Annotated in this window: 14 protein-coding genes; 7 read left to right on the forward strand and 7 right to left on the reverse strand. The window is 48.6% G+C overall.

Translation table 11 applies throughout. The features are described 5' to 3' along the window. Positions 1 to 71: 71 nt before the first annotated feature. Genes DEV76_RS14895 through DEV76_RS14905 form a run of 3 tightly spaced genes read right to left on the reverse strand, consistent with a single transcriptional unit; the run spans position 72 to position 1430 of the window. The gene (locus DEV76_RS14895; protein ID WP_109698718.1) at positions 72 to 518 is read right to left on the reverse strand and encodes a DUF1569 domain-containing protein; all 447 of its coding nucleotides are present in this window, start codon (positions 516 to 518) and stop codon (positions 72 to 74) included. Further along, positions 502 to 936, reverse strand: coding sequence for a VOC family protein (locus tag DEV76_RS14900; protein ID WP_109698719.1), 435 nt, complete (start codon positions 934 to 936; stop codon positions 502 to 504). Before DEV76_RS14900 ends, DEV76_RS14895 begins: the two co-directional genes overlap by 17 nt. Positions 937 to 977: 41 nt before the next feature. Then, on the reverse strand, positions 978 to 1430 hold the full coding sequence (locus DEV76_RS14905) for a helix-turn-helix domain-containing protein (protein ID WP_109698720.1): 453 nt from the start codon (positions 1428 to 1430) through the stop codon (positions 978 to 980). 178 nt (positions 1431 to 1608) lie between these two features. On the opposite strand from DEV76_RS14905, the gene DEV76_RS14910 reads away from it, so the two are divergent. Beyond that, a complete protein-coding gene (locus DEV76_RS14910; protein ID WP_109698721.1) occupies positions 1609 to 1986 on the forward strand; it encodes a hypothetical protein in 378 nt (125 codons plus the stop codon). A 257-nt stretch (positions 1987 to 2243) separates the two neighbouring features. On the opposite strand, the gene DEV76_RS14915 is transcribed toward DEV76_RS14910, so the two are convergent. Genes DEV76_RS14915 through DEV76_RS14925 form a run of 3 tightly spaced genes read right to left on the reverse strand, consistent with a single transcriptional unit; the run spans position 2244 to position 5104 of the window. Beyond that, positions 2244 to 2498: a hypothetical protein gene (locus DEV76_RS14915; protein ID WP_109698722.1), complete on the reverse strand. Its 255-nt coding sequence runs from the start codon at positions 2496 to 2498 to the stop codon at positions 2244 to 2246. A gap of 12 nt (positions 2499 to 2510) precedes the next feature. Beyond that, positions 2511 to 2852, reverse strand: coding sequence for a hypothetical protein (locus DEV76_RS14920; RefSeq protein WP_109698723.1), 342 nt, complete (start codon positions 2850 to 2852; stop codon positions 2511 to 2513). A gap of 11 nt (positions 2853 to 2863) precedes the next feature. After that, positions 2864 to 5104, reverse strand: coding sequence for a hypothetical protein (locus DEV76_RS14925; protein ID WP_157962905.1), 2241 nt, complete (start codon positions 5102 to 5104; stop codon positions 2864 to 2866). 272 nt (positions 5105 to 5376) lie between these two features. Here DEV76_RS14925 and DEV76_RS14930 point away from each other — a divergent pair, with 272 nt between their 5' ends. Continuing rightward, complete coding sequence (locus DEV76_RS14930) at positions 5377 to 5979, forward strand: hypothetical protein (RefSeq protein ID WP_109698725.1); 603 nt, start codon at positions 5377 to 5379, stop codon at positions 5977 to 5979. Between the two features lie 78 nt (positions 5980 to 6057). Here the strand turns inward: DEV76_RS14930 and DEV76_RS14935 are convergent, their stop codons facing one another. Continuing rightward, positions 6058 to 6804: a GNAT family N-acetyltransferase gene (locus DEV76_RS14935; protein ID WP_109698726.1), complete on the reverse strand. Its 747-nt coding sequence runs from the start codon at positions 6802 to 6804 to the stop codon at positions 6058 to 6060. 211 nt (positions 6805 to 7015) lie between these two features. Here DEV76_RS14935 and DEV76_RS14940 point away from each other — a divergent pair, with 211 nt between their 5' ends. From DEV76_RS14940 to DEV76_RS14960, 5 genes are all read left to right on the forward strand, one after another. Beyond that, positions 7016 to 7429: a DUF3592 domain-containing protein gene (locus DEV76_RS14940; RefSeq protein WP_109698727.1), complete on the forward strand. Its 414-nt coding sequence runs from the start codon at positions 7016 to 7018 to the stop codon at positions 7427 to 7429. A 172-nt stretch (positions 7430 to 7601) separates the two neighbouring features. Further along, positions 7602 to 9335 carry a tetratricopeptide repeat protein gene (locus tag DEV76_RS14945; RefSeq protein ID WP_109698728.1) on the forward strand — a complete coding sequence of 578 codons (1734 nt, stop codon included), beginning with the start codon at positions 7602 to 7604 and terminating at the stop codon, positions 9333 to 9335. Between the two features lie 119 nt (positions 9336 to 9454). After that, positions 9455 to 9859, forward strand: coding sequence for a DUF3592 domain-containing protein (locus tag DEV76_RS14950; RefSeq protein ID WP_109698729.1), 405 nt, complete (start codon positions 9455 to 9457; stop codon positions 9857 to 9859). Positions 9860 to 10023: 164 nt separating this feature from the next. After that, positions 10024 to 10473: an SRPBCC family protein gene (locus DEV76_RS14955; protein WP_109698730.1), complete on the forward strand. Its 450-nt coding sequence runs from the start codon at positions 10024 to 10026 to the stop codon at positions 10471 to 10473. 459 nt (positions 10474 to 10932) lie between these two features. Next, positions 10933 to 12033 carry a Fic family protein gene (locus DEV76_RS14960; protein ID WP_109698731.1) on the forward strand — a complete coding sequence of 367 codons (1101 nt, stop codon included), beginning with the start codon at positions 10933 to 10935 and terminating at the stop codon, positions 12031 to 12033. Positions 12034 to 12041: the final 8 nt, after the last annotated feature.

The raw sequence follows: 12041 nt of genomic DNA on the forward strand, positions 1-12041 counted from the left end.
TCCGTGTGCGGGATGCTGCAGGGGAGTGGCAGCTTTTTAAAGGGCACGTAGTAGTATTGCGGTAGGGAGTTTTACACCCCAAACTGCCGTAAGTGATGATCGGCATGCTTATAGGCGAACACGCCGATCTGTTCTTTCGTCATCTTACCAAAGAAATCATGAATGAAGGCAGGGTTGGAGTAATTGCCGTAGCCTTCCACCCGGGTGATCCACTGTTGTTTTTGTTGTTCGGTATCGCCGCTTCCTTTTACCTTCAGTTTCCCTGCGGGCATATTCTTTTGCAGGGGTCTTTCATCTTTCGTATTGCTTTTCAGCGCCATCTTCCCGAATATTTTACCGAGGAATTCCTGCTTGTATTCCGGGCTGTGCATGCCCTGCACCCATTCGTCCCAGGTGGTGCAGTGCTTCGCCATCTCGAACACGCTCATTTTACCCCAGCCTGGCTGGCTGTTTGGGCGTAGGGAATGGATCCTGCTGATCAGTTCTTCCCTGACTGATTTATCAAATACTGTCTTCATGGCCAAAATTATCTAAGGGTTGTAAAGAAAAGTAGTTACCGGAATCGTCTTTGAAAAGGGCTTCGGTGCCATAGAACTCTTTGGTGGGTGGTTTAATGAATTCCACGCCTTTGGCTTTAAGTTCTTCATAAGTGGCGAAAACATCTTTGCAGGTGAGTACCCCGCATCCGAAGATGCCTTTTTTAATAAGGGCTATAAGGGAGTCTGCCGTTTCCTGGGGGAACATCTTGCTCACTTTAACAGGGAACAGTACGATCTGCAGGTCGGGCTGTTCGGGAGGGGAAACGGTAAGCCAGCGGGTATCGGGACCCATGGGTATGTCGTCTACCACTTTAAAGCCGAGCTTGTTCACATAGAAGTCGAATGCACTGTCCTGATTCAGGACGTGAATGTTTGTAACGGTCATTTTTGTGATCATATGGCAATGGTGTTTTTGTTGCCATAAAGATCAGCTAATGCTTACACTTCGGGTTCTTCATTATTGCTATTTTCCAGCCAGCCGTGCTGGTAGGCATAGCAGCGGGGTATGAAAGTAAGGGGGGATTTGCGGATTTGTTCCTGCGTGGCCTTATGGCGGGCAGCAAAGGAGGAAGGGGCTTCGCCCACTATTTTCTTAAACAATCCGCTGAAGGTGGTAAGGCTCTGGAAGCCTACGGCAAAGCATGCATCGGAAACGGAGGTTTCACCTTTCAGCAATAGCTGGGCTTTTTCAATACGTACTGCCTGGAGGTACTTTTGAGGTGTTTTGCCGTAGATGGATTTGAATAGGCGGATGAAGTGGAATTTGGAGAAGTAAGCTTCGTCGGAGATATTTTCGAGGTCAATTTCCTCAGCATAATGGCGGTCAATAAACATTTTAGCCTGCACGATGCGCCGGTACAAATAAACCTTTGGATATTGTTCTGATGACATGGTGCTGCAGATTTGGATTTGACTGCTACCTTAAATATACAGAAATGTGTGGAGTATATTCCATAAATGCATTGGCTGAAAATAATGTGCTGCTGTTTTATTTTTTGTGTTTTTGTTTATCCTATTTTGCGTATGAGATCCATTGCCTGTTATTTTATTAATTGAAAAACTTCACACCATGATTAAGAATTCCATTTTTGTTTCCCTGCCACCACAACCAGCCAGTCCTGCTAATTCCACCAGCCATTCGTCTGATAGCGGTAAGTTAAAGGATACCGGATTAATGAATCCTGAGCGCCATGTCTTGAAAGAAACCGGCACAGTCGATTTTACAGGTAAAGCCGTCATATTTTCATGTGCCGCATGTCTGGTAACCTTTACGTTCTCCATACTGGATAACTATTTTCCCAATTCCGAATTTACAGTATTACTGAACGGAAGGGGTACTGAAAGTGTATTTGCAAAGTTGTTGTTATTTATTGTTGCCGGTTTTTGCGGAGGTTATATTGGCTATTCATCACAAAAGAGTAAGCGTGTTATAAAGAAAAGTGTATGATGAGTTTAAGTCAGTGTTCTATACTCATTGAGTAGTACACATAAAAAACTACGGCTCCGGGAACGGAGCCGTTTTGCCTTTATAAAATTCCACGTTATTGATGAAAAGAGATATCTGGATGTAGCCAATATTCGTGTTGAATGTGGCTGTAAATTTCCGGATGTTTCGAACAGGGAGATAGTACAATCGTGTTTTTTCACAGTACAACAAAAAAAGACCTGCTGTAAAGAAGGTCTTTTTTATTGCGGTATCTTCAATCAGATTACCCGCTGCAGATAGGGTACCCCTCTCATGCCGGGGGCATCTCTGCTATCAATTTCCACCTGAGCACCGAATCCGGCAAAGCGGTACCGCCTGCCACTCACCGGGCCTGCTACGGTAAGTGCAGATTGCCCATTGTATTGAAAGGTAACGGTAAGGGGAGCAGCAGGCATATTGCTCTCCGCAGCAAACCGATTGTTGTAACCATATTGCGGCGTATAGGCCGACCGGTTTTTTCCACAGCATCCCATGATTGTAAATTTTTAAGGTTCCTGTTTGGTGTCGGGTGTTTCCGGATCATCTTCCCAGTATTGGGCTGGTGGCGAAGGCGGACCGTCCATCCATCGTTCCAGTAAGATGGCTGTTGCCGAGAAGGCCGGCCACAGCAGGAGGGAGGCCTCCCAGCTGTGGCCCAGCCATACGGCAAAGGGCGCGCTGATCCAAACGCTCAGGCATGCAGGGCAATCGAGGAGCTGTCCCCAGATACTGTTGCCTGCTTTTTTCCGCAGGGCGAATATCCAGTTAAAGGGACCATCTTCCCTTGCCAAGAGATGCGTGATGCGCCAAACGGCCAGCGCGCCCGGTATGAGCCAGTAGTAATCCATTATAGCCTTGTTTACGGGCGTTGTATGCCTATCAGTACCATGCCGGCTGAAGTGGACGGGTACATCCCTTCTCCGTTCGTGAGCCGCAACTGGTAGCTCAGAGATACCCCAAAGGCGCAGAACGTTTGATTGGGTTCCAGCCAATGACCCGAAGCTGCCGTGATATTAGCGGTTACATATCCTTCACTGTCTGCGGCCGATTCATTGATCGTACCACGGAAGTAACGGATACAGCTGAGGTGGTCGCCATATACATAATTCCGGCCGGTATTAGCGGTTCCGTCGAGGAACGGGGGGGCGGGGAATATAGCGGGAGCAGCTCCCGGGGTAATACTAAATCCGCCACTTCCTTTCAGCATACCAAGGCCGTAACTGTTCATGAAACCAATGCTGCCACTAAGGTTGTGTACGGCACGGTAACGAATGGTGAGTGTGGGGTTTTCCTGTCCGGCAGGCAGGGTAAAGAGGGCACATTCTCCCAGGGTGCCCACACCGGCCATGTTGATCTCAGGATCTATGCGCGCCTGTACAGCGGCATTATCGAAGTATAATGGTACTGTTTCAACAGTGCCGGCTACGGGGTTCAGCGATGCATCCAGTCCCTCGATGCGGAAGAGGTATGGCCCATTGGCAAAAGCCGCGGTATTGATACGCGCTTTGATGTTGCGGTATGCATGGAGCCACACGCCGGTAGGTGTAGTGTTCGTTTCTACATTGATGTAGGCGTCAGCACTTGAACTGAATACTTGTCTTTCGACAAGGGTAACGCCATTATCGAAGGGCAAAGTAAAGGGCTGGTTGAAGGGGATAAAAGAAAGACTGCCGCCTATGGCTCTGTAGGAAAGCCGGTAGAATTTCACGGCGGGGTTCTTCAGGCAGCCCCTCAGTTGCAGGGTGCCATACCAGGCAGCACATCGTGCCGCAGGGGCACCGCTTCCGAAGGCGGTAATGAGCCCGTCGGAGCCCAGATAGTTGCCACCACCAATGCGTGCGCCGGAAGGAGAGGGCTCTGCCAGTGCAATATTACCTACGCCCTGAATGATATGAATACCATCGCAGGCGAGCGGGATAAGGCAGGATTGTGTTTTAGGCACACAGATATTGATCCGGTGCAGATGCCCGATATTCCAGTGAGGAGCTGATTCGTAAGCCGGCACGGCTACTCCGGGGCACATGAGCTGAAGCATTACATCCGGAGCAGTCTGGAAAGTGGCGCTTTCACCTGATGCGGTATCGGTGAGGATTTCATCGCTCACCTTTTCTCCGGTCATCCGTACGCGGAAGATGTAGTTACCATTGCGGTCACAAATAGTGGTTCCCTGCAGTTCACGGTCGCCCAGCCCGCTATATGGTGCTCCGGATAATTCGGCTGCACTGCGGTCGTATTCCTGTACGCGCAGAACGGCATTAGGCAGGGGGCCTGTTTCACATAATAACTTAAAGCGGGATGCCACAGATATGGCCTCCTGGCGAACGCTGTCTTTGATGGCAGAGCGGAAAAGTGACACGGATTCTTCCTGTACTGCTTCTGCAGAAGTGAGCTGCCGGAAGGAGAAGCTGTCCTGAGACTCTTTCGCCGCTTTTTTATCCCCTGCGGCAAGGTTCAGCGAACCTGCGGTGCTGCGTACAAGATGCCTTTGTTTGGGAGGTATGGGTTGTGTATCGCTCAGCGGTATTACGAGCGGGGTAAAATCGGGTCCCTGTCCGGGAGGGAGGGGTTGCGGATTGAGGGATACTGCATTGGCGCGTTGCTGCAGTTCGCTTACCCGCGAAGGGTAGTAATCGGCGATGAGGGCATTAAGGGCGGGGTTCTTCAGTGCTTCCTGCAGGGTGAGTACAGAATCGATCACGAAGTAGCGCTGATAGCAGGGGTTGAAGCAATGGCCGCTGTAATACCCTACGTTACCGTAGATGATGTAGTCGTCTGGTGTAATAGGCGTACGGCAGGTAATGATGAGGTCATTGAAATCCTCATCGCCGCCGGAATCATTCGACTCAATGTCGAAGCTGTAGAAGCCGCCCGCTGATACCGGGAAGCGTATCTGCATTTCCGAAGGAACGAACCCGGAGCCGGGATTGTTCAGGATGGTGATAGACCAGCTGTCACCATTCACGAATACCTCTGGCGTGGAGGTAACGCCGTTGTAAGTACCATTGCCGGTGAGGGCGCCGCTGATGCGGAACTGCTGCGGGTCATCGGCATTCTTGGACCGGACTTTCACTAGCCACATGCCCTGTAATCTGATTGACATAATTTTGGGGTTTTAAAACGTTGATAAATAAACAGTCATGGCGGTACCTCAGGTACCGGGGGCTGCTGAACTGTTACGGTTAAAATCGGTTACGTATGCTAATGTATTTGGGGCCTTACTTTTGGGGTTGAAGGCAAGTTCGTTCATCTTGCATTCACCGGGGCAGGTATAAATACCTGACTTGCACAGGTAGATTTAACATGAGGACAACCTGTACCGGAGGAATGAGCTGTCTAAAACCGTATATTTGGTTACCCTAAAAACCGGTGCATATGTATCACAAAACCATTATCCTGACTATCACGACAGCATTGGCGCTGGGCGCCTGTAACAGCAGCGAAAAGAAACCCGCAGACGATTCCTCTGCAACAATACAGGCTACACTTGAAGCGCCTGCAGCTCCCGCAGGTTTCAATCTGGAGCAGATACCAGTATCAGACAAGCCACTCGGCACTTTCCCGTATGTACAGCTGGGGAAAGGCTACACCAATTATGAAAAGAACCCGGTGGCGGCGGGAGACAGTGCTTACTTCTGGGTGGGCGATCATTATGAGGTGCCTAAAGGCAGTGTATTCTACAGCCGTGTGAAAGGGGATGGCACCTGGTCAGACGAGGCGTTTATAGCCGCAGTAACCGATAGCGTAACCGCGCTGGGCGGGGTAAAGGTGCATGAGGGGAAGGTACCCGACAGCAGGTTAACCGAAATAGAGCAAAACCGGATGCGCTTCAACAGCGGCTATGGGTTCATTGCTTACAAACCCACTACCACGTATGTGATCCGCAGGGCAGATAAAACCATCTGGGTGCAGGCTACCCCTACGGACGACGGAGCCTCGGCAGGATGGCTGGTATTGGAATCAAATACTGTGAAATAACGAAATTGAAATAAGCGGGAATCTGCTTTTGTAAAATCAAATATTGCTAATGGCTTCTGCAAGGAAGCCATTACTTTTTTACATCACTTCCCCGCTGATCATGCTCCCCACGACCTGTAACCCTGCTTTCAGTAAAGATGCCTTAGATGCTGCGTTATCGATATTGCACCTTGCGGCCGGAACCCTCCCTGCGAGGTAACATTCTTTCTTCAGTTCCTGCAGCAGACAGGAACCTATTCCTTTCCTGCGGTGACTTTTTTTCACTTCCATCCAGAGGTCTGCAAAAGGAGGGTTGTAATGCAGATAGAAGTCACCTGTTGCCACGATCTCCTGTTCCTGAATAAGGATGTAGCTGCCCATCTGGTCTGGCTGATAACCGGATATTACTTCAGCATCCGTCCGCTTTCTGAAGGTTGTATCTGGCAGATGGAAGTGCGTTACATGGTGATCGCTGAAAAGGTAAGCTTCTGCCTGTATGTTTTTTGTAAACTGATAAGTGAGGGAGCAGAGGAATAGGTCGTTCGTCTGGCAGGTGATATCGGTTACCGCGGCAAGCCGGATCAGGTCGGAGCAGATGGGGGCTGCCAGCTGGCGGTATGGGGGGATAAGGTAAAATTCAAAGAGACTGTCCCTGTCAGTATGTTCCTTCTTACCGGCTATGGACCCGTAACCGGCAGGGCGGTTGTTGATGGAAATGAGGTAGCTGTCTGTCCACCCCCGGCGGTGCCGCGCATCGTACCGTATCTGGAAGTTATTTTCCTGCAGGAAGAGTGCCCGCAGCGGCAGGATGTCCTGCAATTCAACCTTGCGGATCGTCCATTGCATAACGGTGGTTTTAACAGTGAAAATCCTTTGCTAAATATATTGCTTTTAGGATGAATGTTCCTGTCGATCCAATAAGTACGCATTGTTGTTGAGGCAGGAAAATTGTAATTTTAATCCTCAGCCGTTCATACCGGATTTGCGAAATGTATTCAAAGTTATGGCACAATGTGGCTGGCTGGATATTTGAGGCTTTACATTAAACAACCCCGGAATGCCGATAATATTGATATTACTCCTTGTATTCTCTTTTATACCGTTGGCGATTACCCTCTTCCGGTGGCGGAATCATTTCCTTATCAGGCGCAGGGGTATTCAAACCAACGGAGTGGTTCTCAGCAAGCATGTACTGACCATGAAAAGGGGAAGAGCTGTTGATAATCTCCATATTGAGTTCAGGGATACTTATACAGGGCAAATTCATCGCAGCCATGCCTATGCGGCATTCGGGAAATTCAAGCCGGGAGATCAGGTTACATTGCATTACCTGCCCAATACGCCGGCAAAGATTGTCTTAACCGGGGGCCTCAGTTACGTTCCTATGTTCATATTCTCTATATTATTGATTTTGTTCGTCATATTCGCAGTTTATAAGCTGGAAGAAATGATACGTACAGGGGATTATTGAAAACTATACATCTGGTTTCATTACATCCCGGTTAACAGGAATATTCGTACATTAGGCGTAATAGTAGAAAGTTCCCCAATTGCCATCCCGATCTGTACTTAGCCGGCAGGATGTACTTATGAATGTAAAGCATTAACTCCCAATAACTTTTCAACCTCGCAAATCTATCTGTATGAGACAAATCTGCTTCGCACTTATTACGATATGTATCTTTTTATCATGCAAGAACCGTAAAGGGAAAAGCGAAAATCAATCCACAGACTCCGTTTCGCAATCCATTGGCTGCTATGTGCCACGCACCAACGATAAAGACTGGTATACCGCCGGTACTAAAGCCCCTATGTTTAAAGGGCTGGAGGGGGTGGACTGTAAGGTGACCACGTCCAGCGCTGAAACGCAGGCCTATTTCAATCAGGGCCTGATGCTGGCGTATGGGTTCAATCATGCAGAAGCGGCAAGGTCTTTCTTTGAAGCCACCCGTCAGGATGCTGCATGCGCTATGGCTTATTGGGGCTTTGCTTATGTATTAGGTCCCAACTACAACGCCGGTATGGAAGAAGATAACTTCCAGCGGGCCTACGATGCGGTAGTGAAGGCACAGGCACTTTCTGCAAACTGTACACCCAAAGAAAAGGCGCTGATAGCAGCATTGGCGACCCGGTATGTGAAAGATCCTCCGGCCGACCGGTCGGGACTGGATATCGCCTATTCTGCTGCCATGAAGAAAGTGTATAACCAATTTTCTTCTGATCCGGATGTTGGGGCTTTGTATGCAGAGTCGGTAATGAATCTGCATCCCTGGGATTTGTATGAAAAGAAGACCAAAGCCCCCAAAGCCTGGACCCCTGAAATCATTAAAGTGCTGGAGCACCTCATGAAGCTCCACCCCAGGCACCCCGGCGCACACCACTTTTACATCCATGCGCTGGAAGCATCTGCCACACCCGAAAAGGCACTGCCCAGCGCTTACTTATTGGATACGCTTGTGCCCGGGGCAGGGCATCTCCTGCATATGCCATCCCATATTTACATCAATACGGGCGATTATCATCTCGGTTCCATTTCTAATATCCGTGCCGTGGAGCAGGACAGTGCGTATACCACAGCCTGCCACGCCCAGGGGGCTTACCCGCTGGGGTATTTCCCTCACAATTATCATTTCCTCGCGGCCACAGCTACGCTGGAAGGTAATTCCAAACTGGCATGGAAAACTGCGAATCAATTGCAGCAGCATACTTCTGAGCAGGTGATGCGCATGCCCGGCTGGGGAACCCTGCAGCACTACTATACCATCCCTTACTATATAGCTGTTAAATTATCGATGTGGGATACCATTATGGCCATCCCCGCTCCGGATGGAGATCTTGTTTACCCCCGCGCCATATGGCACTACGCCAGGGGCATGGCTTACTTAGGTAAGCATGATGTAGCCAATGCAAAAAAAGCCATGGATAGCCTGGCCCTATTGTCGAAGGACACTACCATGAAAGACATCACTATCTGGAACATCAACACTACAGCAGATCTGGTAGTGATCGCTTCACAGGTACTTGCTGCCGGTATTGCAGTGCAGGAGGGTAAAACAGATCAGTCTATAGCGCTGTTAAAGGATGCGGTGGCCAATGAGGATAAGCTCAATTACAACGAGCCGCCCGACTGGTTCTTCTCTGTACGGCATCACCTCGGTGCGGTGCTGCTGAAAGCCGGTAAGCTGAAAGAGGCGGAACAAGTGTACAGGGATGACCTCCGTACGTGGCGGAAGAATGGCTGGGCATTGATTGGATTACATAAAGCATTAACGCAACAGCAGAAGAACGCGGAGGCTGATAAGGTGCATGTGGATTTTGATGAAGCATGGAAGTATGCGGATGTGAAGATCAGCTCTTCTTCGAGTATAACTGAGTAGGTACTTTAGTTAATATCCTGTAAGCCGTATGCAGTAGCATGCGGCTTTTTTTATGACAGCAACAGGGGATTTTGATGGAGGGTACCGGTGACTTATATTGCAGTAAATAAATCCATTGTATGTGGTATAATATTCCATTGTTTATCGGAGCGGGGCTCCTGATTGCCGGGTTGTATTTCTTCAGGCAAAAAGTACAGTTTATCCGTGAAAGCGACAGGGCTATTGCGGAAGTTATAGAGATTGAAACGGTAAGAGGTTCTGATGGGGATACTTACCGGCCTGTATTCAGGTTCCGTACCTATTCCGGCAGGGAAGTGATATTGCGTCCTACAGGGAGCAGCTCTCCGGCTGGATGGGTAATAGGGGATCAGGCAAATGTGGCCTATAAGGCGGATAATCCTGAGCAGGCAGTTGTATTGACTTATTTCCGGTCGTTCGGGTTATCAGTAGTACTCCTGGCAATCGCAATGCCTATGCTGGTGATAGGCGGTGGGTATCACCTGACACAGCAGTTTTTGCGGTAAGGGTCGCAAATAGCCCCAGATTTGTCGTATCTCCCCACTTTACAAGTCCCGTTTTCGGGCCACTTTTGTATTGTCAACGGAACAATACAGGTGGAGCAGCAACCACAGCTAAAAAACGGGCGAATCCGAAAAGCCATAAGAGTAGGAAGCAAAAAATTGATCTTATGTCAGGCAATACAGTTTCTTTACACAGAGTCATTAAGTCTACACCTGAAAAAGTGTACCGCGCATTTACGGAGGCCAATGCAATTGCTTCCTGGCTGCCTCCCTATGGTTTTCTTTGCACCGTGCATGATATGACGGTGAAGGTGGGTGGCACATTCCGGATGTCGTTTCATAACTTCTCTACAGGTCACAGTCATTCTTTTGGCGGCAGTTACCTCGAGGTAAAGCCCAACGAAGCGCTGAAATATACCGATACGTTCGACGATCCCAACCTCCCCGGCGAAATGATCACTACCGTGAAGCTCCGTAAGACGGTGGCAGGTACAGAAATCAATATTACGCAGGAAGGTATTCCGGATGTGATTCCCGTGGAGATGTGTTACCTCGGCTGGCAGGAGTCGCTCGAGAAACTCACGAAGCTCGTGGAGCCTGAGATTCCGGATGCATGATAATATTGTAATAAAAGAAGAAGCGGGAAGGGTGTAAATCCTTCCCGCTTTTGTTTATATATACTATTGCCATTATTTTTAGCCGGCTATCCGTTGTTTCCGGACGAAGGGAAGTGTGGCGATCGCTGCTGGCCAAATGATCTGTTGCTGGCCCGGAGTTCCCGAAGTCGCTGTCCTGCTTGTTCAATACAGCGCTGTTGTGTCCTTTGGTGCTCGTTGATTCGTTGTTGGAGCTCCTGTTTCTTTCCTCATTGTCTTTATTTCTGATGAACTTGAAACATAAGTTTATATGAACTAACACCAAAAACTACAATTCATTTTCATGACCTCCGACACAAGCATTTTTCTTATTCTGCGCATATTGTGCGAAGAATAAGGGGCTTAATCTACGCATAATGTGCGGTGAATAGTTGTTGCTGCTGTAAATAATTGCTATATTCACCGCAAATTGTGCGTAGAATGTTTATTTACCTGAGAAAAGAGTGGCCTGATTTTCAATGGGATCATGAGGAGATATCGCCTCTTCTGGCAGAAGTACGTCATCAACAGGGATTGTTACTGGGACGTATGGAAGGGTTAGGCTTCAATTTGCAGGATGAAGCTACCTTGAAGAATCTCACACAAGATGTATTAAAATCCAGCGAAATTGAAGGTGAAATGCTGGATCCTCAACAGGTCCGTTCATCCATAGCACGCCGTTTAGGAATAAATGTAGCCGGGTTGGTTCCGGTAGACAGAAATATCGATGGTGCAGTTGAAATGATGCTGGATGCCACACAGAACCATGAGAAAGAGCTGACTGAAGAGCGGCTATTCGGCTGGCATGCTGCATTGTTTCCAACTGGCTGGAGCGGTATGCACAGGATCGTTGTGGGAGCGTGGAGAGATAATACAAATGACAATCCAATGCAGGTTGTATCCGGGCCAATGGGAAGGGAAACCATTCACTTTCAGGCGCCGGATGCGGATCAGTTGCAAAAGGAGATGGATGCCTTTATTCACTGGTTTAATACAGAAGAGAATCTGGATCCGGTAATGAAAGCAGCAATCGGACATCTTTGGTTTGTTACCATTCACCCGTTTGATGACGGGAACGGCCGTATTGCCCGTGCTATCATGGATATGCTGCTGGCGCGTGCGGATAAAAGTAAACGGCGTTTCTACAGCATGTCTGCCCAGATCAGGAATGAACGGGAAGGATACTACAGGATTCTGGAAGAGACGCAAAAAGGAACGCTGGATGTTACGGAATGGATATTATGGTTCCTGCAATGTTTACAGCGTGCGTTAGGAACTACTCATGCTACACTGGCTGATGTGATAAGGAAATCCAAATTCTGGGAACGTTCTAACGCGCAAGACCTCAATGAAAGGCAGCGACTAATGTTGCATAAAATGCTGGATGGGATTGAAGGAAAAGTGACTTCCAGCAAATGGGCGAAAATTACAAAGGTGTCGCAGGATACAGCGGTGCGTGATTTACAGGACCTATTAGAACGGGGTTTATTGGGTAAAGAAGCGGCAGGGGGCAGAAGTACCAGCTATGTGCTGGAAGAGTGATAATATTA

The sequence above is a fragment of the Chitinophaga deserti genome (genome assembly GCF_003149455.1).
Classification (GTDB): domain Bacteria; phylum Bacteroidota; class Bacteroidia; order Chitinophagales; family Chitinophagaceae; genus Chitinophaga; species Chitinophaga deserti.